Annotated in this window: 24 protein-coding genes; 4 read left to right on the top strand and 20 right to left on the bottom strand. The window is 71.0% G+C overall.

The features are described from left to right. Positions 1 to 79: 79 nt before the first annotated feature. From alr to IE294_RS14095, 3 genes are all read right to left on the bottom strand, one after another. Positions 80 to 1243: an alanine racemase gene (alr, locus tag IE294_RS14085; protein ID WP_189885878.1), complete on the bottom strand. Its 1164-nt coding sequence runs from the start codon at positions 1241 to 1243 to the stop codon at positions 80 to 82. Between the two features lie 375 nt (positions 1244 to 1618). Next, positions 1619 to 3058 (bottom strand): NAD(P)H-hydrate dehydratase, encoded by a 1440-nt coding sequence (locus tag IE294_RS14090; protein WP_189885880.1) that lies wholly within the window; start codon positions 3056 to 3058, stop codon positions 1619 to 1621. Between the two features lie 52 nt (positions 3059 to 3110). Beyond that, positions 3111 to 3482: a holo-ACP synthase gene (locus IE294_RS14095; protein ID WP_189885882.1), complete on the bottom strand. Its 372-nt coding sequence runs from the start codon at positions 3480 to 3482 to the stop codon at positions 3111 to 3113. Positions 3483 to 3581: 99 nt separating this feature from the next. On the opposite strand from IE294_RS14095, the gene IE294_RS14100 reads away from it, so the two are divergent. Continuing rightward, entirely contained in the window at positions 3582 to 4364 is a 783-nt protein-coding gene (locus IE294_RS14100; RefSeq protein WP_189885884.1) for an SDR family NAD(P)-dependent oxidoreductase, read from the top strand. A 41-nt stretch (positions 4365 to 4405) separates the two neighbouring features. Here IE294_RS14100 and glmS read toward each other — a convergent pair whose 3' ends face one another. Then, positions 4406 to 6253 (bottom strand): glutamine--fructose-6-phosphate transaminase (isomerizing), encoded by a 1848-nt coding sequence (glmS, locus tag IE294_RS14105; protein WP_189885887.1) that lies wholly within the window; start codon positions 6251 to 6253, stop codon positions 4406 to 4408. A gap of 175 nt (positions 6254 to 6428) precedes the next feature. Here glmS and coaA point away from each other — a divergent pair, with 175 nt between their 5' ends. Together coaA and IE294_RS14115 are read left to right on the top strand one after the other, a co-directional pair. Next, on the top strand, positions 6429 to 7397 hold the full coding sequence (gene coaA / locus IE294_RS14110; RefSeq protein ID WP_189886170.1) for a type I pantothenate kinase: 969 nt from the start codon (positions 6429 to 6431) through the stop codon (positions 7395 to 7397). Positions 7398 to 7418: 21 nt separating this feature from the next. Next, positions 7419 to 8351 carry a DUF389 domain-containing protein gene (locus IE294_RS14115; protein WP_189885889.1) on the top strand — a complete coding sequence of 311 codons (933 nt, stop codon included), beginning with the start codon at positions 7419 to 7421 and terminating at the stop codon, positions 8349 to 8351. 98 nt (positions 8352 to 8449) lie between these two features. On the opposite strand, the gene glmM is transcribed toward IE294_RS14115, so the two are convergent. The 3 genes from glmM to rplM form a co-directional block, all read right to left on the bottom strand. After that, positions 8450 to 9808 (bottom strand): phosphoglucosamine mutase, encoded by a 1359-nt coding sequence (glmM, locus tag IE294_RS14120; RefSeq protein ID WP_189885891.1) that lies wholly within the window; start codon positions 9806 to 9808, stop codon positions 8450 to 8452. A gap of 178 nt (positions 9809 to 9986) precedes the next feature. Beyond that, on the bottom strand, positions 9987 to 10499 hold the full coding sequence (gene rpsI / locus IE294_RS14125) for a 30S ribosomal protein S9 (protein ID WP_003998795.1): 513 nt from the start codon (positions 10497 to 10499) through the stop codon (positions 9987 to 9989). Between the two features lie 42 nt (positions 10500 to 10541). Continuing rightward, on the bottom strand, positions 10542 to 10985 hold the full coding sequence (rplM, locus tag IE294_RS14130) for a 50S ribosomal protein L13 (protein WP_189885893.1): 444 nt from the start codon (positions 10983 to 10985) through the stop codon (positions 10542 to 10544). A 268-nt stretch (positions 10986 to 11253) separates the two neighbouring features. Here rplM and IE294_RS14135 point away from each other — a divergent pair, with 268 nt between their 5' ends. Next, complete coding sequence (locus tag IE294_RS14135) at positions 11254 to 12126, top strand: hypothetical protein (RefSeq protein WP_189885895.1); 873 nt, start codon at positions 11254 to 11256, stop codon at positions 12124 to 12126. 12 nt (positions 12127 to 12138) lie between these two features. Here the strand turns inward: IE294_RS14135 and IE294_RS14140 are convergent, their stop codons facing one another. From IE294_RS14140 to map, 13 genes are all read right to left on the bottom strand, one after another. Beyond that, positions 12139 to 12882, bottom strand: coding sequence for a polyprenol monophosphomannose synthase (locus IE294_RS14140; protein ID WP_189885897.1), 744 nt, complete (start codon positions 12880 to 12882; stop codon positions 12139 to 12141). Then, positions 12882 to 14186, bottom strand: a complete 1305-nt coding sequence (locus IE294_RS14145; RefSeq protein WP_189885899.1) for a UDP-glucose dehydrogenase family protein — start codon at positions 14184 to 14186, stop codon at positions 12882 to 12884. Before IE294_RS14145 ends, IE294_RS14140 begins: the two co-directional genes overlap by 1 nt. Positions 14187 to 14223: 37 nt before the next feature. Then, positions 14224 to 16065 (bottom strand): glycosyltransferase family 39 protein, encoded by a 1842-nt coding sequence (locus IE294_RS14150; RefSeq protein ID WP_189885901.1) that lies wholly within the window; start codon positions 16063 to 16065, stop codon positions 14224 to 14226. Then, a complete protein-coding gene (locus IE294_RS14155; RefSeq protein WP_229917158.1) occupies positions 16062 to 17144 on the bottom strand; it encodes a glycoside hydrolase family 26 protein in 1083 nt (360 codons plus the stop codon). The genes IE294_RS14150 and IE294_RS14155 overlap by 4 nt, the downstream gene beginning before the upstream one ends. Further along, complete coding sequence (locus IE294_RS14160; RefSeq protein WP_058083980.1) at positions 17144 to 18562, bottom strand: glycosyltransferase family 2 protein; 1419 nt, start codon at positions 18560 to 18562, stop codon at positions 17144 to 17146. Before IE294_RS14160 ends, IE294_RS14155 begins: the two co-directional genes overlap by 1 nt. Before the next feature lie 386 nt (positions 18563 to 18948). Then, positions 18949 to 19812: a tRNA pseudouridine(38-40) synthase TruA gene (gene truA / locus IE294_RS14165; RefSeq protein ID WP_189885903.1), complete on the bottom strand. Its 864-nt coding sequence runs from the start codon at positions 19810 to 19812 to the stop codon at positions 18949 to 18951. A 74-nt stretch (positions 19813 to 19886) separates the two neighbouring features. Further along, positions 19887 to 20378 carry a 50S ribosomal protein L17 gene (gene rplQ, locus IE294_RS14170; RefSeq protein WP_189816460.1) on the bottom strand — a complete coding sequence of 164 codons (492 nt, stop codon included), beginning with the start codon at positions 20376 to 20378 and terminating at the stop codon, positions 19887 to 19889. A gap of 178 nt (positions 20379 to 20556) precedes the next feature. Next, positions 20557 to 21579, bottom strand: coding sequence for a DNA-directed RNA polymerase subunit alpha (locus tag IE294_RS14175; RefSeq protein ID WP_003966937.1), 1023 nt, complete (start codon positions 21577 to 21579; stop codon positions 20557 to 20559). 143 nt (positions 21580 to 21722) lie between these two features. Next, positions 21723 to 22127 (bottom strand): 30S ribosomal protein S11, encoded by a 405-nt coding sequence (gene rpsK, locus IE294_RS14180; RefSeq protein WP_003956432.1) that lies wholly within the window; start codon positions 22125 to 22127, stop codon positions 21723 to 21725. A 66-nt stretch (positions 22128 to 22193) separates the two neighbouring features. Beyond that, a complete protein-coding gene (gene rpsM / locus IE294_RS14185; protein ID WP_014674386.1) occupies positions 22194 to 22574 on the bottom strand; it encodes a 30S ribosomal protein S13 in 381 nt (126 codons plus the stop codon). A gap of 193 nt (positions 22575 to 22767) precedes the next feature. Then, positions 22768 to 22881 (bottom strand): 50S ribosomal protein L36, encoded by a 114-nt coding sequence (gene rpmJ, locus IE294_RS14190; protein WP_003998809.1) that lies wholly within the window; start codon positions 22879 to 22881, stop codon positions 22768 to 22770. A 60-nt stretch (positions 22882 to 22941) separates the two neighbouring features. Next, a complete protein-coding gene (gene infA, locus IE294_RS14195; RefSeq protein WP_003948620.1) occupies positions 22942 to 23163 on the bottom strand; it encodes a translation initiation factor IF-1 in 222 nt (73 codons plus the stop codon). 162 nt (positions 23164 to 23325) lie between these two features. Beyond that, positions 23326 to 24162, bottom strand: coding sequence for a type I methionyl aminopeptidase (gene map / locus IE294_RS14200; RefSeq protein WP_014674385.1), 837 nt, complete (start codon positions 24160 to 24162; stop codon positions 23326 to 23328). Positions 24163 to 24177 lie beyond the last annotated feature (15 nt).

Below are 24177 nucleotides of genomic sequence, written 5' to 3' on the forward strand. Positions count from 1 at the left end.
TGCCGCCGCGGAACGGGTCACCCGGGTTCTTGCGCGATCACATGAATGCGCTCACATGGGCGCGTTCACTTGGGGGCGTTCACATGGACGCGTTGACATAGACGCGGGGAACGCGCGTTCCGATGCGTGTGACGATCTCGTACGCGATCGTGCCGCAGGCCTGCGCCCAGTCCTCGGCCGTGGGCTCACCGCGGTCGCCGGGCCCGAACAGCACGGCCTCGCTGCCCACCGGGGGCTCGTCACCGCCCAGGTCCACCACGAACTGGTCCATGGCGACCCGCCCGGCGATCGTCCGCCACTTGCCGCCGACCAGCACCGGGCCGGTGCCCGAGGCGTGCCGCGGGATGCCGTCCGCATAGCCGACGGGCACCAGGCCGAGCGTGGTCTCGCCGGGCGTGACGTAGTGATGGCCGTAGCTGACGCCGTGCCCGGCCGGGGTGCGCTTGACCAGGGCCAGCGAGGCGCTGAGCGTCATCACCGGGCGCAGCCCGAAGTCCGCCGGGGTGCCCAGCTCCGGGCTGGGCGACACGCCGTACAGGGCGATGCCCGTGCGGACCAGGTCGAAGTGGGACTCGGGCAGCGTGAGGGTGGCCGGCGAGTTGGCGATGTGCCGCACCTCGGGCCGTACGCCCTGGTCCTCGGCGTACGCCAGCATCTCCCGGAACCGGGTGAGCTGGGCGGTGACGGACGGGTGCCCCGGCTCGTCGGCGCACGCGAAGTGCGACCACACTCCGGTGACGCGGACCAGCCCCTCGGCCTCCGCGCGCAGGGCGGCACCCACCAGCTCGGCCCAGTCCTCCCCCGGCTGGCAGCCGTTGCGGCCGAGCCCGGTGTCGGCCTTGAGCTGCACGCGCGCGGGGCGCCCCGCCGCCCGGGCGGCCTCGACGACCTCCCGCAGGGCCCACATGCCGCTCAACGAGACGTCGATGTCGGCCTCGATCGCCTGCCGCCAGGGTCCGCCGGGCACCCACAGCCAGCACAGGATGCGGCCGGGCAGCCCGGCCGCGCGCAGCGCGAGGGCCTCCTCGGCCGTGGCCGTGCCGAGCCAGCTCGCGCCCGCCGCGAGGGCTGCGCGGGCACACGGCACCGCGCCGTGGCCGTATCCGTCGGACTTGACGACGGCCATCACGGCGGCGCCCTCGGCCCGGGCGCGCAGGGCCCGCACATTGGCGCGCAGGGCGCCCAGATCGATCTCGGCGCGGGCGCGCAGGGCGGCGGTCGGCACAGCTGGTGTCTCACTCATGGCACCCCCAGTCTCTCAGAGCCACCCTCCGTGGGACGCGGGCCGGGGTCCCGCCGTTGCGTCTCTGGCTGTCACCGGGGTGCGGGTGCACGGGGGCTGGACGCGCAGCTCCCCGCACCCCTGGGGAGTTGCACCACCGTCCGCCACATCACACCGCCCCGGGCGAACCCGCCACCAGGCTTCGGCCGTCACCGGGCCACGGGTTCGCGAGGGCTGGACACACAGCCCCCCGCACCCCTGGGAAGTTGCACCACCGTCGGTCGCGCCGCACCGTCCCGGCCGGCGCCGGTCCCCCCGGACGTGGGCCGGATCGGTCCCGCCTCTCGCCGCTTCCCAGGGCGTTGCACCGCCGTCGGCCACACCCCGGCGGTCCGGTCAGTCCCGTACGTCCCTCCATGCCTGCGGGATGTGTGACGCGACGTCATGTGCCCCCGTGGGCGCGCCCTCCGCGGCGAATCGGCCCGCCAGTCCGTGCAGGTACGCCGCCACGCTCCCGGCGTCCGCCGCCCGCAGCCCCGCCGCCAGCAAGGACCCGGCCAGCCCGGACAGCACGTCCCCGCTCCCGGCCGTGGCCAGCCACGGCGTCCCCGTGGCGTTCACCCGCACCGGTCCGCCCGCGGAGTCGGCGACCAGTGTCGTCGACCCCTTCAGCAGCACGGTCGCCCGGTACACCGCCGCCAGCTCCCGCACCGCGGCCAGCCGGGCCGCCTCGACCTCCTCGCGCCGCACCCCCAGCAACGCGGCGGCCTCCCCCGCGTGCGGGGTCATCAGCGTCGGCGCCGTACGCCGCCGCACCGCGTCCCGGTCGGCCAGCCGCAGCCCGTCCGCGTCCAGCAGCACCGGCACGTCCGCCTCCAGCACCTCGGCGACGGCAGCCGCGTCGTCGCCGGCGCCGGGCCCGACCACCCAGGCCTGCACCCGCCCGGCCTTCGCGGGCCCGGCGTCGGAGACGAGGGTCTCCGGGAAGCGCGCGATGACCGCGTCCCCGGCCGGCCCGACGTACCGTACGGCCCCGGCCCCGCCCCGCAGCGCGCCCGACACCGCGAGCACGGCGGCCCCGGGATAGCGCGCCGACCCGGCGGCGATCCCGACCACCCCGCGCCGGTACTTGTCGCTCTCCCCCGTCGGCAGCGGCAACAGCCGTGCCACGTCGGCGTGTTGCAGAGCCTCCAGTACGGCGTCGGCGGGCGGCGGTTCGAGACCGATGCCGACGAGCCGCACCACTCCCGCGTACTCCCGCGCCGGATCCACCAGCAGCCCCGGCTTGTACGCGCCGAAGGTGACGGTCAGGTCGGCCCGGAGCGCGGCCCCCCGCACCTCCCCGGTGTCCGCGTCGACACCGCTGGGCAGGTCCACGGCCACGACGGCGGCCCGGGACCGCGCCACCACCCCGGCGAGCCGCTCGGCGTCCGGCCGCAGCCCGCCCTTGCCCCCGATCCCGACGATCCCGTCCACCACCAGGTCGGCCCGCAGGACCAGTTCGTCCACAGCGGCCGAGTCCGCGGTGGCCACCGTGCCGCCCGCCCGCCGCAAGGCCGCCAGTCCCCCGGCATGGGCCCGGCCGGGCGTCAGCAGGACGGCCGTCACCCCGGCGCCGCGCCGGGCCAGCCGGGCCCCCGCGTACAGGGCGTCCCCGCCGTTGTCCCCGCTGCCGACGAGCAGCACCACCCGGCTGCCGTACACCCGCCCGAGCAGTTCGGCGCAGGCGGCGGCCAGCCCGGCGGCGGCCCGCTGCATCAGCGCGCCCTCCGGCAGCCGTGCCATCAACGCCCGCTCGGCGGCCCTTACCGTCTCCACGCTGTACGCAGTACGCATGGCACCGAGTCTGCCCCGTAACCCCCACCGCCCACACCCGGGCCGGGACCGGTCAGCCCTCGGCGATCACCACGGCCGAGGCCACGCCCGCGTCATGACTGAGCGACACGTGCCAGGCCCGCACGCCCAGCTCGGCGGCCCGCGCGGCCACGGTGCCCTTCACCCGCAGCCGTGGCTGCCCGGTGTCCTCCACGTACACCTCGGCATCGGTCCACTGGAGCCCGGACGGCGCGCCCAGCGCCTTCGCGAGCGCCTCCTTGGCGGCGAACCGGGCCGCGAGCGAGGCGATGCCGCGTCTGTCCCCGCTGGGCAGCAGCAGCTCCCGCTCCACGAACAACCGGTCGGCCAGGCCCGGCGTCCGCTCCAGGGACGCCCGGAACCGGTCGATCTCGGCGACGTCGATGCCCACCCCGATGATGCTCATGCCGAGCACCCTACGACCCCGCTGACGGACGGCACCGCGACACCACGTCGGACGCCGGGCGCCGCACGACCGCCGGAACCCGCGCTCTACGCTTCCGGCATGACGTCCTCGCATGCCTACCTCTCCGGCCTCTTCTCCCTGGACGGCCGTGTCGCCGTGGTGACCGGAGGCAGTTCCGGTATCGGGCGGGCCATCGCCGGGGCGCTGGCCCGGGCCGGGGCGAGCGTGGTGATCGTGGCGCGGCGGAAGACGGAACTGTCCGCCACGGTGGACGAGTTGACGGCGGACGGCTGCCGGGCCGCCTGGGTCAGCGGTGATCTGGGCACCCGCGACGGGGTGCGCGCGGCGGCCGAGGAGGCCGCGGCCGTCTTCGGTGAGCCCGACATCCTCGTCAACTCCGCGGGGGTCAACCTCCGCCCGCCGATGGACGAGCTGGGCGAGGACGTCTGGGACACCACCATGGCGGTGAACCTGGAGGCCCCGTTCCTGCTCGGGCAGCGGTTCGGCCCCGGCATGGCCGAGCGGGGCTTCGGGCGGATCATCCACGTCACCTCCCAGCAGGCGCACCGCGCCTTCGTGCAGAGCGGCGCCTACGGCGTCTCCAAGGGCGGCCTGGAGTCCCTGGCCCGCTCCCAGGCCGAGGCATGGTCGCCGCACGGCGTCACCTGCAACACCCTGGTGCCGGGCTTCGTGCTGACCCCGCTGAACAGGCGGCTCCAGTCCGACCCCGAGAGGGTGGCGGCGCTGGCCGCGCGCACGATGGCCGGCCGCAACGGCCTCGCCGAGGACTTCGCGGGCGCGGCCGTGTTCCTGGCCGGCCGCGCCTCCGCCTACGTCACGGGCCAGTCCATCCACGTGGACGGCGGCTTCTCCGTCCACTGACGAAACCTCGCTCGACGAGGCCCCGTCCCCTCACTGTCCCCTCACTCCACCGTGACCGACTTGGCCAGGTTGCGGGGCTGGTCCACCTCGTTGCCCCGGGCCGTGGCCAGCTCGCAGGCGAAGACCTGGAGCGGGACCGTGGCCACCAGCGGCTGGAGCAGGGTGGGCGTGGCCGGGATGCGGATCAGGTGGTCGGCGTACGGGACGACCGCCTCGTCGCCCTCCTCCGCGATCACGATCGTCCGCGCGCCCCGCGCCCTGATCTCCTGGATGTTGGAGACGATCTTGTCGTGCAGGACCGACCGGCCGCGCGGGGACGGGACGACGACGACCACCGGCACGTCCTCCTCGATCAGCGCGATCGGGCCGTGCTTCAGCTCGCCGGCCGCGAAGCCCTCGGCGTGCATGTAGGCCAGTTCCTTCAGCTTGAGCGCGCCTTCGAGGGCGACCGGGTAGCCCACGTGCCGGCCGAGGAACAGCACCGTGTCCTTGTCGGCCAGCGTCCGCGCCAGCGCCCGCACCGGCTCCATGGTCTCCAGGACCCGCTCGACCTCCTCCGAGATGCGGGACAGGTCCTTGATCACCGCCTGGATCTCGTCGCCCCACTTGGTGCCCCGCACCTGGCCCAGGTACAGCGCGACCAGGTAGCAGGCGACCAGCTGGGTCAGGAACGCCTTGGTGGAGGCGACGGCGACCTCGGGGCCCGCGTGCGTGTACAGCACGGCGTCCGACTCGCGCGGGATCGTCGAGCCGTTGGTGTTGCAGATCGCCAGCACCTTCGAGCCCTGCTCGCGGGCGTGCCGGAGCGCCATCAGGGTGTCCATGGTCTCGCCGGACTGGGAGATGGCGATCACCAGCGACCGCCCGTCCAGGATCGGGTCCCGGTAGCGGAACTCGCTGGCCAGCTCCACCTCGCACGGGATCCGCGTCCAGTGCTCGATGGCGTACTTGGCGATCAGGCCCGCGTGGAAGGCCGTACCGCACGCCACGATGACGACCTTGTCGATCTCGCGCAGCTCGGAGGGGCTGATCCGCACCTCGTCCAGGGTCAGCGAGCCGGACGGGTCGATGCGCCCGAGCAGCGTGTCGGCGACCGCCTTGGGCTGTTCGGCGATCTCCTTGAGCATGAAGTAGTCATACCCCCCCTTTTCGGCCGCCGAGGCGTCCCAGTCCACGTGGTAGGAGCGGACCTCGGCCGGGCGGCCGTCGAAGCCCGTGACCGTGACGCCGTCGCGCCGCAGTTCCACCACCTGGTCCTGGCCCAGCTCGATCGCCGACCGCGTGTGGGCGATGAACGCGGCCACGTCGGAGGCCAGGAACGCCTCACCCTCTCCAACGCCCACCACCAGCGGGGAGTTCCGGCGGGCGCCGACCACCACGTCCGGATCGTCAGCGTGCACCGCGACCAGCGTGAACGCGCCCTCCAGCCGCCGGCACACCAGCCGCATGGCCTCGGCGAGGTCGGCGGTCGCCGAGAACTCCTCGGCCAGCAGATGGGCGACGACCTCCGTGTCCGTCTCGGAGTTCAGCCCATGGCCGCGCTCGGCCAGTTCGGCGCGCAGCACCGCGAAGTTCTCGATGATGCCGTTGTGGACCACCGCGACCCGGCCCGCGTTGTCCAGGTGCGGGTGCGCGTTGGCGTCCGTGGGGCCGCCGTGCGTGGCCCAGCGCGTGTGACCGATGCCGGTCGTCCCGGCCGGCAGCGGCCGTTCGACCAGTTCCTTCTCCAGGTTGACCAGTTTCCCGGCCTTCTTCGCGGCGGCCAGCCCGCCGTCCGCCAGTACGGCGACACCGGCCGAGTCGTAACCCCGGTACTCCAGCCGCTTCAGCCCGGCCATCACGACATCGAGCGCCGACTGCGACCCTACGTATCCCACGATTCCGCACATGAGCGGCAGCCTACGGGCCGACAACGATCAAAAACGGCCTGAGTCTGCCCGAAATCGGAAATTCCCACCGTCGTACGAAGGCCCGTGGCGGCCGGAACGACGTGCGTGACGGACCCCACCCGCCGTGCCGTTCAAACTCCGTTAACAATGGACTGTGATCTCACCGGTCTCCTCGATGCCCCGGAGCGCCCACCGGCACAGGCCGGAGGCGACTCCCTACGTCGATCTCACCCGCGCCGAGTGGAGCGCGCTGCGCGACAAGACGCCGCTGCCGCTCACCGCCGAGGAGGTGGAGAAGCTCCGTGGCCTCGGCGACGTCATCGACCTGGACGAGGTGCGGGACATCTACCTCCCGCTCTCCCGGCTCCTCAATCTCTACGTCGGTGCCACGGACGGCCTCCGGGGCGCGCTGAACACCTTTCTCGGCGAGAAGGGCTCCCAGTCCGGGACCCCGTTCGTCATAGGGGTCGCCGGCTCGGTCGCCGTGGGCAAGTCCACGGTCGCCCGCCTGCTCCAGGCCCTGCTCTCCCGCTGGCCCGAGCACCCGCGCGTGGAGCTGGTCACGACGGACGGCTTCCTGCTGCCCACCCGGGAGTTGGAGGCCCGCGGCCTGATGTCGCGCAAGGGCTTCCCCGAGTCCTACGACCGCCGGGCCCTCACCCGTTTCGTCGCCGACATCAAGGCCGGCAAGGGCGAGGTGTCCGCGCCGGTCTACTCGCACCTCATCTACGACATCGTGCCCGGCGAGAAGCTCACCGTCCGCCGCCCGGACATCCTGATCGTGGAGGGCCTGAACGTCCTCCAGCCAGCCCTGCCCGGCAAGGACGGCCGCACCCGGGTCGGTCTCGCCGACTACTTCGACTTCAGCGTGTACGTCGACGCGAGCACCGACGACATCGAGAGCTGGTACCTCAACCGCTTCAAGAAGCTGCGCCAGACGGCGTTCCAGAACCCGAACTCGTACTTCCGCAAGTACACCCAGGTCTCCGAGGAGGAGGCCCTGGACTACGCCCGCACGCTCTGGCGGACCATCAACAAGCCCAACCTGGTGGAGAACATCGCCCCCACCCGGGGCCGGGCCACCCTCATCCTCCGCAAGGGCCAGGACCACAAGGTCCAGCGCCTCAGGCTCCGCAAGCTGTAGCGGTACCTGTTGGATGGGCACATGCTGCATCTGCGCCTGATCACCCCCGCGGAGCGGACCGACGAGGTGGTCCGCCTGATCGAGACGACGGTCGGCACCACCCACCTCGTGGTCCTGCCCCGCGCCGCCCGCGACCCCGCCGGCGATGTCGTGCTGTGCGACGTGGCCCGCGAGGCGGGCGACGAACTCATCGCCGGGCTACGGCGCCTCGGCCTGGACGACACCGGCTCGATCGCCGTGGAGACCATCGACCTCTCCCTGTCCCGGCGGGCCGAGGAGGCCGAGGACGAGGCGCCGGGAGAGGGCGCGGACGCGGTGCTGTGGGAGGGCCTGACCGAGGCCACCCACGAGGAGTCGACGCTGTCGGTCACCTACGCGGCCTTCATCACCCTGGCCACGATGATCGCGGCCTGCGGTGTCGTGCTGGACAACGCGATCCTGATCGTGGGCGCGATGGCGGTGGGACCGGAGTTCGGCCCGCTGGCCGGTATCTGCACGGCCCTCGTGCGACGCCGTCCGCGCCTGGCACGGCGCTCGCTGACCGCGCTGCTGGTGGGCTTCGCGCTGGCGATGGCGGTGACGGTCGGCTTCACCCTGTTCATGGACGCCATCGGGCTCTTCCACCGGTCCGACCTGGAGGGCGAGCGCCCCAACACGGCCTTCGTGTACGCCCCGGACGCCTTCTCGCTCATCGTGGCGGTCCTCGCCGGCATCGCCGGCACGCTGTCCCTGACCTCCGCCAAGTCGGGCGCGCTGGTGGGTGTCGCCATCTCGGTGACCACGGTCCCGGCCGCCGCCAACGCGGCGGTGGCACTGGCCTACGGCGACACGTCCCAGACGAGTGGCTCGACGGCCCAGCTCCTGCTGAACCTGCTGGGCATCATCCTGGCGGGAACGCTCACCCTGCTCGCGCAGAAGTACTTCTGGACGAGACAACGGCGGCGCCCCCGCTGAGGGCGACGCAGCCGGTCCGGGGGCGCGGGAACCGCGCGATCGGCCACGGCGGGGCCGCGGCCCGCGCCCGCACAGGTCCCCGCGCCCCGCACCCGGAACTATCCGAGGGCCGACTTCACGGCGTCGGCGAGCCGCCCGGCGACAGAGCGGGCCTGCTCGATGTCGGCGGCCTCGACCATCACCCGCACCAGCGGCTCGGTACCGGAAGGACGCAGCAACACCCGCCCCGTCTCCCCGAGTTCCCGCTCGGCCTCGGACACGGCGGCGGCGAGGTCGGCCGACGTACGCACCCGCGACTTGTCCACGTCGGGCACGTTGATCAGCACCTGCGGCAGCCGCTCCATGACGGAGGCCAGCTCCCGCAGCGTACGGCCGGTCTGCGCGACCCGGGCCGCCAGCAGCAGCCCGGTCAGCGTGCCGTCGCCGGTGGTCGCGTGGTCGAGGATGATGACGTGCCCGGACTGCTCGCCGCCGAGGGCGTATCCGTGCTCCTTCATCTCCTCCAGCACATACCGGTCGCCCACGGCCGTCTGCACGAGCCGGATGCCCGCGCGCTCCATGGCCAGCTTGAAGCCGAGGTTGGACATCACGGTCGCGACGACGGTGTCGGAGCGCAGTGCGGAACGCTCCCGCATCGCCAGCGCGAGCACGGCGAGGATCTGGTCGCCGTCGACCTCCTCACCCGTGTGGTCCACGGCCAGGCAGCGGTCGGCGTCGCCGTCGTGCGCGATGCCGAGGTCCGCGCCGTGCTCGACGACCGCGGCCTTGAGCTTGTCCATGTGGGTCGAGCCGCAGCCGTCGTTGATGTTGAGGCCGTCCGGCTCGGCGCCGATCGTGACGACCTGGGCGCCGGCCCGGGCGAACGCCTCCGGCGAGACCCCCGAGGCCGCGCCGTGCGCTTCGTCCAGGACGATCTTCAGCCCGTCGAGCCGGTTGGGCAGCACCGCGAGCAGGTGGGCGACGTACTGCTCGAAGCCCTCCTCGTACGACCGCACGCGCCCGACCCCGGCGCCCGTCGGACGCTCCCACGGTTCGCCGTGCCGGTGCGCGTCGTAGACCGCCTCGATCCGGTCCTCCAGCTCGTCGGCGAGTTTGTGGCCGCCGCGCGCGAAGAACTTGATGCCGTTGTCCGGCATGGCGTTGTGGCTGGCGGAGAGCATCACGCCGAGGTCGGCGCCGAGCGCTCCGGTCAGGTGTGCCACCGCGGGCGTCGGCAGCACGCCGACGCGCAGGACGTCCACGCCCGCGCTGGCCAGGCCGGCGACCATCGCAGCTTCCAGGAACTCCCCGGACGCGCGCGGGTCCCGTCCGACCACGGCCGTCGGCTTGTGGCCCTCGAAGGTGCCCGCCTCGGCCAGCACGTGCGCCGCGGCGACGGAGAGGCCGAGCGCCATCTCGGCCGTCAGATCCGCGTTGGCGACACCGCGCACGCCGTCCGTGCCGAAGAGTCGTCCCACTTGTCCTCCTGAGGAAGCGTCCTTGCTGCCGGGATGATGGCAGACGCCATGACATCCGATCACACAAGCCTTTGAGCGTCTTGTGTCGTTATACGCCCTTGGCGGGGATAAACGAACGCCCCGACGGCACAAGTGGCGTGCCGCCGGGGCGTTCGGAGTACGAGCAGGCAGCTGCTGATTAGCGCTTGCTGTACTGCGGGGCCTTGCGGGCCTTCTTCAGACCGGCCTTCTTCCGCTCGACCGCGCGGTCGTCGCGGCGCAGGAAGCCGGCCTTCTTCAGCGGGCCACGGTTGTTGTCGACGTCGGCCTCGTTCAGCGCACGGGCGACACCGAGACGGAGCGCACCGGCCTGGCCGGAGACACCGCCACCCGCGATGCGGGCGATGACGTCGTAACGGCCCTCGAGCTCCAGGACCTTGAACGGCTCGTTGACTTCCTGCTGGTGCACCTTGTTCGGGAAGTAGTCCTCAAGGGTGCGACCGTTGATCTTCCACTTGCCGGTGCCCGGGACGATCCGGACGCGGGCGATGGCGTTCTTGCGGCGGCCCAGGCCGGCGGCCGGCTGCGGCTCGCCGAAGCGGGAGGCCAGGGACTCCGAGGTGTACTCGCCCTCGACGGGGACCTCGGACTCGGTGGTGTAGCTGTCGATGTCAAGCTCTTCGAGCGGCTGCTCGGCAGTGGTCTCGGCCACGATTCTCCTCAGATTCTCTTCAGTCTTAGGGGGTGGCCGGACTTACTGCGCGACCTGGGTGATCTCGAACGGCACCGGCTGCTGGGCGGCGTGCGGGTGCTGGTCACCCTTGTAGACCTTCAGCTTCGTGAGCATCTGACGGCCCAGGGAGTTCTTGGGGAGCATGCCCTTGACGGCCTTCTCGATGGCCTTCTCGGGGTTCTTGTCGAGCAGCTCGTCGTAGCGGACGGAGCGCAGACCACCCGGGTAACCGGAGTGGCGGTACGCCATCTTCTGGGTCCGCTTGTTACCGGACAGGTGCACCTTGTCGGCGTTGATGATGATGACGAAGTCACCAGCGTCGACGTGCGGCGCGTAGATCGGCTTGTGCTTGCCCCGCAGGAGGGTCGCAGCGGTGGTGGCGAGACGGCCCAGGACAACGTCCTGAGCGTCGATGACGTGCCACTGGCGCGTCACATCGCCGGGCTTGGGGCTGTACGTACGCACGGTTCGTAGCCTTCGCTTCGAGTGAATGGTCCTAAACAAGGTCACCGAAACGATCACGACAGCCTTGACCCACGGCGGCGACGCAAACCGCGTGCGTGGGGTCGCTGGTCATCGGCCCGGTGGACCGGTGTAAGGGCCCGTCCCGTGAGAATGAGCAAGCCAATACACAACGAAGAAGTAGGTTACCGGGCAGCCCCCGGACGGGTCAAAACGAGGCAGGCCGTCAGAGGGACCCCGCACCACCGGCCCCCCGTCTAAGATGCGCCCCATGAGTTACGGGCAGGGGGGACCCCAGTCTCAATGGGATCCCTGGAAACCGAATTCCCAGCAGCCGTGGAACAGCGGATCCGACGACGGGACCCCCGACTGGGCCGCGCTCGCCGAGGCCTCGGAGACACGGAACAAGCGCCGCAAGCTGCTGTTCATAGCCGGCGGCGCGCTCGCCACCGTCGCGATAGGCACGGCGGTCGCCCTGGCCGTCGTCTCCGCGAACGGCGGTGAGCCGCAGGCCGGTCCCAGCAACCTGCCCGCCAGCGGATCGCTGCCCGGCACGGGCACCGCGACGCCGTCCTTCGCACCCACCAGCGCGCCGCCGCCGCTGGACCCCACGGACTTCATATCCAGCGCCAAGAAGGACACCGCCCCGCTGAGCCCGGACACCCTGTTCCCGGGCACGCAGCTGACCATGGGCGGCACGGTGTACAAGAAGGGCCCGACGGCCGACACCGAGAGCTGTGCCACCGCCGCCGGCGGCACCCTCCCCAAGATCCTCACCGGCAACGGCTGCACCCGCCTGATGCGCGTGACCTACACGAACGGCGACATCGCGGTCACCGTCGGCGTCGCCGTCTTCGACGACGCGGACCGGGCCACCAAGGCCAAGGGCCGGACCGACGACCGGAGCATCGTGCGCTCGCTGTTCGGCAAGGGCGTCAAGCCCTTCTGCGACGGCGCGTTCTGCCGCTCGACCAGGAACGCCTACGGCCGCTACGCCTACTTCACGATCTCCGGCTTCACCAGCGGCAAGGACGTCACGACCAAGGACACCAAGGTGTTCGCCGCCGGCAACGACCTCGCCCAGTTCACCGCCAACCAGATCCACCGCCGCGGCCAGGTCCAGGCCTCGGCCGCCGCCCGGTAGCCGGGCGCGCGCCTACTGCCGCTTCAGCCGGAGCCGCAGCGGCACCACGGCCGACTCCAGCTGGGTGCGCAGGGTCATCTTGGAGGCACCCTCCGTCCGCTCGGCGAACCGGATCGGGATCTCCACGGCCGTGTGCCCGGCGCGTACGGCCTTGTACTTCAGCTCCACCTGGAAGCTGTAGCCCGCGCTGTCCAGGGACGACAGGTCCACGTCCCTGAGCGTCGCCGCCGACCACAGGTTGAAGCCGGCCGTGATGTCCTGGATCTCGGTGCCGAGCACGGCGCGCGCGTACCGGTTGGCGAAGCGGGACAGCAGCACCCGGTGCGCGCCCCACCGCTCGTCCAGCGAGCCGCCCTCGACGTACCGGCTGCCCACGACGAGACCGGCGCCGGAGGCGAGGGCCGCCTCCAGCATGCGGGGCACGGCCTCCACCGGATGGCTGCCGTCGGCGTCCATCTGGACGACGTACGCGGCGCCCTCCGCCAGCGCGGCGGACATCCCGGCCGTGTACGCCCGTCCCAGCCCGTCCTTCTCGGTGCGGTGCAGCACGCTCATCCGGCGCCGCCCGCCGCTGTTGTACCGCGCCGCCAGCTCCTCGGCGATCCGCCCGGTGCCGTCCGGGCTGGAGTCGTCGACGACCTTCAGACGCAGCCCGTCCAGCGGCAGTCCCAGCACCGCCTCGGCCATCCCCGGCAGGTTCGCCGCCTCGTTGTACGTCGGCATCACCACGGTGACCGGCAGCTCGCCCTGTGCCATCAGTGTCCCTCCCCTGCGGGCGCCGGAGTGCCCAGCGCCCAAAGCCGCCAGCCCGCCGCGGTCCAGCGGTCCGCGTCGAGCACCCCTCGTCCGTCCACGATCCGGGGGCGGGCCACCAGCGCCGCGGCCCGTTCCGGGTCGATCGCCCGGAACTGCGGCCACTCGGTCAGATGCAGCACCAGGTCGGCCCCGCGCAGCGCGTCCTCCAGGCTCAGCGCGTACCCGAGCAACGGGAACGCCTTGCGGGCATTGTCCATCGCCTCGGGGTCGTGGACGGTGACATCGGCGCCCTCCAGCCGCAGCCGGGCGGCCACGGCCAGCGCCGGCGAGTCCCGGATGTCGTCGGAGCCGGGCTTGAAGGCGGCACCGAGGACGGTGACCCGGGCGCCGAGCACGTCCGGCCCGCACAGCTCGCGGGCCAGCTCCACCACCCGGTCCCGGCGCCGCATGTTGATCGCGTCGACCTCGCGCAGGAACGTCAGCGGGACGCCCAGTTCGTCGGCGCGGTGCGCGAAGGCGCGGATGTCCTTGGGCAGGCAGCCGCCGCCGAAGCCGATCCCGGCGCGCAGGAACTGCGGGCCGATCCGGTCGTCGTGGCCCAGCGCCTCGGCGAGGGTGCGCACATCGCCGCCGGCCGCCTCGCAGACCTCGGCCATCGCGTTGATGAAGGAGATCTTGGTGGCGAGGAAGGCGTTGGCGGCCGTCTTGACCAGCTCGGCGGTCGGGAAGTCGGCGGTGACGAGCGGGGTGCCGGCGGCGAGGACCGGGGCGTAGACCGCGCGGAGGATCGTCTCGGCGCGGGCGCTTTCCACGCCGAACACCAGCCGGTCCGGCCGCAGCGTGTCCTCGACCGCGAAGCCCTCGCGCAGGAACTCCGGGTTCCAGGCGACCTCGGTGGCGTACGTCCGCGCCAGCCGCTCCGCCGTGCCGACGGGCACGGTGGACTTGCCCACGACCAGCGCGTCGGGCGCCGCGTGCGCGGCCAGGGCGGCGAAGGCGGCGTCGACGTGGCTGAGGTCGGCGGCGCCGGAGTCCGCGCGCTGCGGGGTGCCGACGCACACGAAGTGCACCTCGCCGAAGGACCCGGCCTCGGCGAAGGAGGTGGTGAAGCGCAGCCGGCCGCTCGCGGTGTGCTTCGCGATCAGCTCGGGCAGTCCGGGCTCGTGGAAGGGCACGCGGCCTGCGCTCAGCGCGGCGACCTTCTCCGGGTCGACGTCGACGCCGAGCACGTCGTGGCCGAGTTCCGCCATGCAGGCGGCGTGGGTGGCACCGAGGTAGCCGGTGCCGATGACGGTGAGCCGCAAGGGAACGGCCTTTCTTGCTTCGGATCCTTCGGGTGCGTCAGGCGGTCTTGACCCAGATGCGGTAGTGGCCGGTGCCGCTGGAGTTGCGGAAGGGCAGGTCGGCGAGGAGCCGGTAGTGCGGATTGCCCTTGACCGCGTCCGCGACGACGGCGTCCACCCGGGGGTTGGTGAGACCGTCCAGGACGATCAGGTCGAACTCGCCGTCGCGCAGCGCCGCGCGGTAGGCGGCGTCACCCTTGTGGTACGTGCCCTTCCGGTCCGTGTACTCCAGCGCGAAGACGCCCTGCCACTGCCGGTGGCTGGTCTTGTCGCGCAGGTAGTAGACGGGCACCTCGGGCGTCGAGGCGAGGTAGTGGCCCTTGCGGTCCACGTGGGAGTCGATGACCTGGATCATCTTCGAGGAGTCGGGCCAGACGCCGAAGCGCCAGTCCGCCTGCTGGATGCCGAGGCAGAGCGTCGCCGTCCACAGCATGATGCCGAGCTGGGGGTAGCGGAAGTGCGCTCCGATCAGCCGGGTCACGCCGACACCGGCCATCGGCGCGGCGAAAAGCAGGCCGAAGCCGACGTGCTTGAACAGCGAGACCACGGTCCCCAGGTGCATCTGGTAGGCGGGTGCGAGCAGCGCGGTGCCGCACAGCACCAGCCCGAGCAGGGCCCGCCAGCGCCAGCCGGGGTTGCCGAGCCGCTGGGCGGCCGGCGACTCGTTCATCCGGCTGCGCCGCACGTAGGAGAGGGCGCCGCCGACGGCCGTGAGGAACATCAGGCCGCCCCACTGGGCCGACCGCTGGAGCAGGAAGGCGGCGCTGTCGGAGCCGTGGGCGCGGTTGGTCGTGGTCTGCCGCACACCGTCGAGCAGGTCGGTGCTGTACATGCCGGCCGCCAGCAGGGCGCCGATGCCGAGCGCGAGGAGCAGCATCCGCAGGAATGCCTTGCCGCCCTTGTGCGGCCAGCCGGTGAGCAGGGCGAGCACGACGATAGTCGGCAGGTACAGGGCGGCCGCGTACTTCACGCCGACGGCGAGGACGGCGACCGGCGCGGCGAGCAGCACGGCGGCCACGGGCGCCCGGTCGGTGCGGACGACGATCCAGGTGGCCAGGGCCAGCAGGAACACCGCGGCGGCGTCGTAGGTGGCGAAGTACCCCATGACGACGGTCGACTGGACCACGGCGAAGAGCGCCGCGCCGGCCAGCGCGGCCCGCTCGTTGAAGAGCCGCCGGGTGAAGGAGTACAGCAGCGCGGTGGTGCCCAGCATGAAGGCCAGGCTCAGGACACGGGCCCCGGTGAGCCCGAAGCGGCCGTCGACGGCGGCGGCGAGCACCGGGTACAGCTGCGGCGAGCCGGAGAAGTACGCCCCGTAGTCGATGGGCAGCGGGGTGCCGTGCAGCAGGTGCTGCAACTCGGCGTGTCCGGCGGCCAGGTACAGGGCCTCGTCCTGGAACGCCGTGTTGGACAGCCGCAGCGAGAGCACCGCCTGGACGGCCAGGACGAACAGCAGCACCGCCCGGCTGACCCAGGCGCGCCGCCGGCTGGCGGCCATGTCCCAGCCGACCTCGGGCGTCTCGGGCACGGTGTACCCGGGCTCGGCGGGCGCCGCCGGCTCGGCGACCGTGTGCAGGGCGTACGTCGGCTGGTCGTCCTGCTGCTGGTACGCAGGGGTCCGGGGGTCGTAGTCGTACTCCTGGGGGGCGTCGTACCCCTGGGCGGCGTCGTGGGCCTGGACGGCGTCGTACCCCTGGGGTGTCCCCTGTCCCTGGGCCGTCTCGTAGCCCTGGGACCGGCGCGTGACGTAGCCGTCGGAGTTGAACCAGCCGCCCTGCGGGTCGTCGTCCGCGTACGGGTCGTACGGCTGCGGGACGTAGTACTCGGGTCGTGAACTCATGACGGCTTCCGTACGTCGAAGCCGAACCGGTCGTCGGCGGCCAGGCGCTTGAACTCCTTCAGCGCCAGCGGGCTCGCCTCCAGCCGCCAGTCGGCGCGCTTCTTGTGGTTGAACCAGATGAAGCCGAGCATGTCGTCGTCCGCCGCGACGCCCGCGAACAGGTTGCGGATGTCGGCCCGCCGCCGTTCGCCGGGCACGGCGCCGGTCTCCAGCAGCAGGATCGGCTTCTTGGTGAAGGTGCGGACCCGGTCGCGGGTGGTCCCGAAGACGCTGTCGAAGGAGTTGTCCTCGCCGGCGGTGAAGTAGCCGATCAGTCCGACCCAGTCGACATAGGCGTCGCCCGGGTAGTACGGCTTGAGCTTCACGTCCGGGACCGGGTTGACGATGTTGGGCGACCAGGCCCAGATGACGTTGGTGGCGCCCGCGTCCACGAAGGTCTGGTGGATGTGCCGCCAGGCGGCCACGTACTGGGCCGGGGTCACGTCCTTCGTGCCCCACTTCTCCCAGTGGCCGTTGAACTCGTCCGCGAAGTCGATCACCACGGGCAGGTTCAGCTCGCGGACCGCGGTCGCGTACTTCTTGAGGTACGCGTCCGACTCGCCCGCCGCGATGTCGGCGAGCGGGGTGTCGAAGGGCTCCCAGGACATCAGCGTCAGCGCGCCCTCGGCCCAGGCGTTGCGCACCCCGGTGGCGTCGAAGCCGTCGCCCCAGCCGGCGTAGTACTCGACCAGGTTCGGCTGCTTGCCGGTCATCCTCGTGTACGCGTCGACGTTCTTCATGGAGGTCGGCGCGCCGGGCACCGACGCGCCGAAGTACTTCTTCGCCGGCTTCAGCAGGGGGGTGACGTCGTAGGGGACGTCCTGGCCGGCGCCCGCCGTGGCGTGCGGGGCGGCGGTGCCGCCGGACGCCGGCGAGTCGCCGGAGTCGTCGCCGAGCAGCGAGCAGCCGCTCAGCGCGAGGACACCGGCGAGGACGCCGGCCAGCGCGGCGCGGGCCGGCCGGCGGCGGTGGAACCGGAGCGTACGGCCGCGGCCGGGCCGGGCCGTACGGTCGCTGCGGAATCGTTTCTTCAGTCGCATCAGGCGGCCTCCGCCCCCGAGCGCGGCTGGACCAGGACCCGGCCCACGACCAGCGCGTAGAACAACCCGGAGGACAGGATCAGGGCGAAGTCCGGGGCGTTCATGGTGAACGTCCGGTACACCGCCGCGGTGACCCAGATCAGTGCCGTGCCGCCGCTCCAGGCCCACATCCCGATCCAGAAGCGCCGCGTCTTGTTCTTCTTGGCGCCGGAGGAACCGGTCGGCTGCCAGCCCATCCGGTTCTTGCGCAGGATGTCCCAGATGGCGAAGACGTGCGCCCAGCCGTACATCATGCGGGCCGCCCACGCCTCCAGGCGGTACGGCGCCCGGTGCCACATCGGGAAGACGATCGTGGTGTAGAGGATGCTGGGCAGCACCAGGAGCAGATGCTCCACCTTGAGCTTCTCCGGCATCATCAGCAGCAGCACGATCGGGATGACCGGCGCCGCGAAGGTGAACAGCGCGGTGTGGATGTAGTAGAAGAACCCGGACATGTAGCACAGCCGGCTCGACATCCTGATCTTCGCCTGCCAGAACTTGCGGCTGCCGAGCAGGCTCATCGAGCCCGAGCACCAGCGGTACTGCTGGTTGAAGAAGGCGCCCGCGGTGTCCGGGCACACCCCGGTGGACACCGCGACCGGGACGTACCTCAGGTCCCAGCCGAGCCCGCGCAGGTCGAAGCCGGTGTGCACGTCCTCGGAGTGCTCGATCAGGGTGGTGCCGCCGTTGGTCTCCAGGGCCGCCCGCCGGTAGATCGCGCAGGAACCGACGCAGATGGCGCCGTCACTGCCCTGCCGCGACACCTGCACGGACCGGTAGAACAGCTCCTGCACCGCGCCCGCGCCGCGCTCGATCCAGTTCTGCGAGTCGAGCACCCGGAAGTACTGCGGGGACTGGACGATGCCGATCCGCGGGTCGGCGTCCATGTACGGCAGCAGTTCCTCCAGCAGATCGGCGCGCGGGGTGAAGTCGGCGTCCAGGATGAGGATGTACTCGCCGTCGGACTGGGCGAAGCCGAAGTGCAGGTTGCCGGCCTTCTTGAACCAGCCCCGGTTCTCCCGGGTGCCGTAGCGGAACCCGAAGTCCCGGGCCATCGCGGCCAGCTCCGGGCTCGCGCCGTCGTCCAGCACGAACGGCACGCAGACCCCGGGGTACCGGTCGGCCATGGCCCGCACGTGCCGCCAGGTGTTGTGCAGCACCTCGATGGGCTCCCCGCACACCGGCAGGAACACGTCGACGGACGGGTAGACCTCGGGCCGCCAGTTCTGCACCAGCCGCCGGTGGTGGGCGATGTCGAAGTCCCGGGTGAAGCCGTTCACCCGCAGCGACACCAGGTAGTAGACCACCGTGAACACCAGCAGCGGCGTGTAGATCCACAGCACAGGCGTGGACTGGGCCAGCTTGAACTGGCTCACCACCAGACAGCAGAAGCTGACCAGCGAGCTGATGGTCAGGATCCACAGGTGCCGGTGCGCGTAGGAGTACTTCTCCCGGTCCGTCGGCGGCAGCGGCAGCAGTCCGAGCGCGGGGTTCCCGCCCCGCCCGGCCCGTCGCCGCCCGCCACTCCGGCGCGCCGCGCGCCGCCCCCCGGTCCGCACGGAACCCACTGAAGTCATGCCGTTGTCCAACCCCGGGCGTAACCGGCCGCCCGTCGACCCCCCAGCCAACCCCGGCCACCCCTGTCGAACTTCTGGCCGGGAGGCGCAACTGTATCCGAGAGGTATGGAACACGTAAGGGCTGCCAAGAAGGGTTACGTCCGGTAAGTCCAGACATGTGGCATAAGCTCAGCGAAATGCAACGTAACTAACAGGTTTCGCAGCGCGATGCTCCGGGAAGGGTCCGCTTGTTCCGCGCCTCCTTGCTCCGGGCCGCCAGCAGTTCGTCGGCCGGATAGCCGACCTCCTCCAGCGTCAGCCCGTGCGGCCGTACGACATGCACGGCGGAGTCCCGCACCCGGGCGGCCAGCACCTTCCCGGGCCACTCCGGCCCCCGGTGCCCGTCCCCCACGAACAGCAGCGCGCCGATCAGCGACCGCACCATGTTGTGGCAGAAGGCGTCCGCGCGCACGGTGGCGGTGATGATCCCGTCCTCCCCCCGGACCAGTCTCAGCTCCTGGAGCGTGCGGATCGTGGTCGCCCCTTCCCGCTTCTTGCAGTAGGCGGCGAAGTCGTGCTCCCCGAGCAGCGCACGGGCGGCCTCGTTCATGGCGTCCACGTCCAGCGGCCAGTCGTGCCACAGCACATGGCTGCGCAGCAGCGGGTCCACACCGCCCGGGTTGTCGGTCACCCGGTACGCGTACCTCCGCCACACGGCCGAGAACCGCGCGTTGAAACCGCTCGGCGCCTGTCTGAGCGCCCACACCCGCACGTCCTTCGGCAGCCGGCCGGCGAGCCGCTTGAGCAGCTTCTCGTGATGCTCACGCCAGACACCCTCGGGCAGGTCCACGTGCGCCACCTGCCCGCGCGCGTGCACCCCGGCGTCGGTCCGCCCGGCGACCGTCAGCTCATAGGTCTCCCGGGACCGGGTCACCGTCCGCAGGGCGTCCTCGATCTCCCCCTGCACGGTCCGCCTGCCACCGGCCTGCTTCGCCCAGCCGTGGAAGCCGGTGCCGTCGTACGACAGGTCGAGACGGAGACGGACATGGCCGGGCTGTACTTCGTCACTCACGTACAGATCCTCTCAAGTACGCGAAAGCGGGCCCGCCCCGAAGGGCGAACCCGCTTCCCGCGTCAGGCAGAGCCTCAGGCGTCCTTGGACTCCTCGGCGGGGGCCTCGGTCTCCTCGACCGTGGTCTCCTCGGCCTTGGCCTCCTCGGCCTCCTTGACCGCACGCTTGGTGGCGGCCTCGGCCTCGCCGGTCGCCTGCTGGGCAACCGTCAGCGCCTCGACCAGCTCGATGACGGCCATGGGCGCGTTGTCGCCACGGCGGTTACCGATCTTGGTGATACGGGTGTAGCCACCGGGACGGTTCTCGTACCGCGGGCCGATCTCGGTGAAGAGCGTGTGGACGATGCCCTTGTCCGTGATGACCTGAAGCACCTGACGGCGGTTGTGAAGGTCACCCTTCTTCGCCTTGGTGATCAGACGCTCGGCGTACGGACGCAGACGGCGCGCCTTCGCCTCGGTGGTGGTGATGCGGCCGTGCTCGAAGAGGCTCTTCGCCAGGTTCGCGAGGAGGAGCTTCTCGTGCGCGGCGCTGCCGCCCAGACGGGCACCCTTGGTGGGCTTCGGCATGTTCTTTCTCCTGTGTGTCTGCCCCGGCCGTATCAGGTACCGGGGTCAGTATCCGAGCGAGCGGTTGCTCGTCGGAGATCCGGGGCGTCCCCGAAGGGGCGCCCCGGAAGGGGCGCGGGGAACTGCGCGACCAGCCACAACCGGCCCGCAGAAGCAGTACGGCCTCCCCGCGGAGCGCTCAGTACTGCTCGGTCTCCACGAACCCGGCGTCCGCGTCGTCATCGGCACCGAACGCGTCCGCGGCAGCGGTCGGGTCGAATCCGGGCGGGCTGTCCTTGAGGGCCAGGCCCATGCCGGCCAGCTTCGCCTTGACCTCGTCGATGGACTTCGCACCGAAGTTGCGGATGTCCAGGAGGTCGGCCTCGGAGCGCGCGACCAGCTCACCCACGGAGTGGATGCCCTCACGCTTGAGGCAGTTGTACGACCGAACGGTGAGCTCCAGCTCCTCGATCGGCAGCGCCAGGTCGGCGGCGAGCGCGGCGTCCGTCGGGGACGGACCCATGTCGATGCCCTCGGCGTCGATGTTCAGCTCGCGCGCGAGACCGAACAGCTCGACCAGCGTCTTACCGGCGGAGGCCATGGCGTCACGCGGACGCATCGCCTGCTTGGTCTCGACGTCGACGATCAGCTTGTCGAAGTCGGTGCGCTGCTCGACACGCGTGGCCTCGACCTTGTACGTGACCTTCAGAACCGGCGAGTAGATCGAGTCGACCGGGATACGGCCGATCTCCTGGCCCACCTGCTTGTTCTGCACGGCGGAGACGTAACCGCGGCCACGCTCGACCGTCAGCTCCATCTCCAGCTTGCCCTTGCCGTTGAGCGTGGCGAGGACCAGGTCGGGGTTGTGCACCTCGACACCGGCCGGGGGCGCGATGTCGGCGGCGGTGACCAGACCCGGACCCTGCTTGCGCAGGTACATCACGACCGGCTCGTCGTGCTCCGAGGAGACGACCAGCTGCTTGATGTTGAGGATCAGGTCGGTGACGTCCTCCTTGACGCCCGGCACGGTGGTGAACTCGTGCAGCACGCCGTCGATCCGGATCGAGGTGACGGCGGCACCCGGGATCGAGGAGAGGAGGGTACGGCGGAGGGAGTTGCCGAGGGTGTAGCCGAAGCCCGGCTCCAGCGGCTCGATCACGAACCGGGAGCGGAACTCGTCGACGACCTCTTCGGTCAACGAGGGACGCTGAGCGATCAGCATGTGTGGATCAGATCCTTCTTTCGTGGACGCCCGCTATTTGACGTCCGACGGAGACCGCGCCCGGAAAAGCGCGGGTACTGCAAGGGTACGGGCGGCACGACCCGAAAGAGCCGTGCCGCCCGCGACCAGCGACCTGGGAAGCGTCAGACGCGACGACGCTTCGGCGGACGGCAGCCGTTGTGCGGGGTCGGGGTGACGTCCTGGATGGAGCCGACCTCAAGACCCGTGGCCTGGAGGGAGCGGATCGCGGTCTCACGACCGGAACCCGGGCCCTTGACGAACACGTCGACCTTGCGCATGCCGTGCTCCTGGGCGCGGCGGGCAGCCGACTCGGCGGCCATCTGCGCGGCGAACGGCGTGGACTTCCGGGAGCCCTTGAAGCCGACGTGGCCGGCGGAGGCCCAGGAGATCACGTTGCCGGACGGGTCCGTGATCGACACGATCGTGTTGTTGAACGTGCTCTTGATGTGCGCGTGGCCGTGAGCGACGTTCTTCTTTTCCTTGCGGCGCACCTTCTTGGCAGCGCCCTGACGTCCCTTGGGGGGCATCTACAAACTCCTAGAGGGAGGTGGTCGGTCCTACAGCGAAGACCGTGGACAGGTGTCCGCTGCGGACTACTTCTTGCCCGGCTTCTTCTTGCCGGCGATGGCGCGACGCGGGCCCTTGCGGGTGCGGGCGTTGGTGCTGGTGCGCTGACCGCGGACGGGCAGACCGCGACGGTGACGGAGACCCTGGTAGGTACCGATCTCGACCTTGCGGCGGATGTCGGCCTGGATCTCGCGACGGAGGTCACCCTCGGTCTTGATGTTGTTGTCGACGTACTCGCGGATCGCGACCAGCTGCTCTTCGGACAGGTCACGAACGCGGGTGTTCGGGTCGACGCCGGTCGCAGCCAGCGTCTCCTTCGAGAGGGTCCGGCCGATGCCGAACACGTAGGTGAGGGCGATCTCCACGCGCTTGTCGCGCGGGATGTCGACACCGGAAACGCGTGCCATTCAATGGCTCCTGGTGAATCTTCGGAGGTCTTCCGCAGAACCGGCTCCCGGCCGCCGTACTAGGTACGAACCGGGTCCCCGGCCTCCGAACCGGGGGTGTCGAGCTGGGTGGCTCGGGCTCTGCGTATGAACATATTCAGCTCGCGTCGCGCGAAAACTCTGCGATAGAGGTGCAGAGGGTGATGGTCGTGCGTCAGCCCTGGCGCTGCTTGTGGCGCGGGTTCTCGCAGATGACCATGACCCGGCCGTGACGGCGGATCACCCTGCACTTGTCGCAGATCTTCTTGACGCTCGGCTTGACCTTCATGGGGTGAGGTTCTCCGGGTCAGTGCCATCGCACCGGGCGGGCCCGGGGCGCGGGCAAGATCTACTTGTACCGGTAGACGATCCGGCCACGCGTCAGGTCGTACGGAGACAGCTCCACCACGACCCGGTCGTCAGGGAGGATGCGGATGTAGTGCATACGCATCTTGCCGCTGATGTGTGCCAGGACCTGGTGGCCGTTCTGGAGCTCGACCTTGAACATGGCGTTCGGCAGAGACTCGACGACAGTGCCCTCGATCTCGATGGCACCTTGCTTCTTGGCCACGCTTCGCCCTTCGAATCGACTACCTTGATCGACTCTCAGGCGATCCCTGGGATTCCCTTGCGGGAGCATGCGGACATGCGGGTGCACGAGAGCCGACGAGTCAGTCTACGTCGGCGCACCCGGAAAGGCGAATCGATGAAGTCTGCCCCATGGGGGTGATCCCTATGCGAGCGGGTCGGGAGCGGCCGTGATGCCGTACTCGGCCAGCTTGGCCTTGCCTCCGTCGGGGGCGGTGAGGACCAGCGGCCCCTGCTCCGTCAGGGCGATGGAGTGCTCCCAGTGGGAGGACCAGGTGCCGTCGGTGGTGATGACCGTCCAGTCGTCCGACAGGACCTCGGTGCGCGGAGTGCCCAGCGACACCATCGGCTCGATCGCGAGGCAGAAGCCCGGGACCAGCTTGGGGCCCTTGCCGCGCCGGCGGTCGACGTAGTTCAGCAGGTGCGGGTCCATGTGCATCTCGGTGCCGATGCCGTGGCCGCCGTAGTCCTCGATGATCCCGTACCGGCCGCCGCCCGGCTTGGGCTGGCGGCGGATGTACGTCTCGATCGCCCGGGAGATGTCGACCAGGCGGTTGCCCTGCTTCATGGCCGCGATACCGGCCCACATCGACTCTTCCGTCACCCGGGACAGCTCGATCAGCTCCGGGGCGTGACCGGAGCCCACGAACGCGGTGTAGGCCGCGTCGCCGTGCCAGCCGTCGACGATCGCGCCGCAGTCGATCGAGATGATGTCGCCGTCCTTGAGGACGACGTCGTCGGAGGGGATGCCGTGGACGACCACGTCGTTCACGGAGGTGCAGATGGTCGCGGGGAAGCCGCCGTAGCCCAGGAAGTTCGACTTGGCGCCGTGCTCGGCGAGCACCTTGCGGGCCACCTCGTCCAGGTCCTTGGTGGTGGCGCCCGGCACCGCGGCCTCGCGCGTGGCCGCGTGGATGGCGGCTACGACCAGGCCCGCCGCCCGCATCTTCGCGATCTGCTCGGGGGTCTTGATCTGCACCATGGGGGGCCTGCGCTC

The organism is Streptomyces canarius (genome assembly GCF_014650735.1).
GTDB lineage: Bacteria > Actinomycetota > Actinomycetes > Streptomycetales > Streptomycetaceae > Streptomyces > Streptomyces olivaceoviridis.

What these genes read in the sequence shown, in the direction of transcription:
- IE294_RS14150 (WP_189885901.1), bottom strand. Translation starts at nt 16,065, where the DNA reads ATGAGTTCACGACCCGAGTACTACGTCCCGCAGCCGTACGACCCGTAC.
- rpsM (WP_014674386.1), bottom strand. Translation starts at nt 22,574, where the DNA reads ATGGCACGCGTTTCCGGTGTCGACATCCCGCGCGACAAGCGCGTGGAG.
- rpsK (WP_003956432.1), bottom strand. Translation starts at nt 22,127, where the DNA reads ATGCCCCCCAAGGGACGTCAGGGCGCTGCCAAGAAGGTGCGCCGCAAG.
- IE294_RS14135 (WP_189885895.1), top strand. Translation starts at nt 11,254, where the DNA reads ATGAGTTACGGGCAGGGGGGACCCCAGTCTCAATGGGATCCCTGGAAA.
- coaA (WP_189886170.1), top strand. Translation starts at nt 6,429, where the DNA reads ATGCCCCGGAGCGCCCACCGGCACAGGCCGGAGGCGACTCCCTACGTC.
- IE294_RS14140 (WP_189885897.1), bottom strand. Translation starts at nt 12,882, where the DNA reads ATGGCACAGGGCGAGCTGCCGGTCACCGTGGTGATGCCGACGTACAAC.
- rplQ (WP_189816460.1), bottom strand. Translation starts at nt 20,378, where the DNA reads ATGCCGAAGCCCACCAAGGGTGCCCGTCTGGGCGGCAGCGCCGCGCAC.
- glmS (WP_189885887.1), bottom strand. Translation starts at nt 6,253, where the DNA reads ATGTGCGGAATCGTGGGATACGTAGGGTCGCAGTCGGCGCTCGATGTC.
- IE294_RS14155 (WP_229917158.1), bottom strand. Translation starts at nt 17,144, where the DNA reads ATGCGACTGAAGAAACGATTCCGCAGCGACCGTACGGCCCGGCCCGGC.
- IE294_RS14115 (WP_189885889.1), top strand. Translation starts at nt 7,419, where the DNA reads ATGCTGCATCTGCGCCTGATCACCCCCGCGGAGCGGACCGACGAGGTG.
- IE294_RS14100 (WP_189885884.1), top strand. Translation starts at nt 3,582, where the DNA reads ATGACGTCCTCGCATGCCTACCTCTCCGGCCTCTTCTCCCTGGACGGC.
- map (WP_014674385.1), bottom strand. Translation starts at nt 24,162, where the DNA reads ATGGTGCAGATCAAGACCCCCGAGCAGATCGCGAAGATGCGGGCGGCG.
- IE294_RS14095 (WP_189885882.1), bottom strand. Translation starts at nt 3,482, where the DNA reads ATGAGCATCATCGGGGTGGGCATCGACGTCGCCGAGATCGACCGGTTC.
- IE294_RS14090 (WP_189885880.1), bottom strand. Translation starts at nt 3,058, where the DNA reads ATGCGTACTGCGTACAGCGTGGAGACGGTAAGGGCCGCCGAGCGGGCG.
- IE294_RS14175 (WP_003966937.1), bottom strand. Translation starts at nt 21,579, where the DNA reads ATGCTGATCGCTCAGCGTCCCTCGTTGACCGAAGAGGTCGTCGACGAG.
- rpmJ (WP_003998809.1), bottom strand. Translation starts at nt 22,881, where the DNA reads ATGAAGGTCAAGCCGAGCGTCAAGAAGATCTGCGACAAGTGCAGGGTG.
- alr (WP_189885878.1), bottom strand. Translation starts at nt 1,243, where the DNA reads ATGAGTGAGACACCAGCTGTGCCGACCGCCGCCCTGCGCGCCCGCGCC.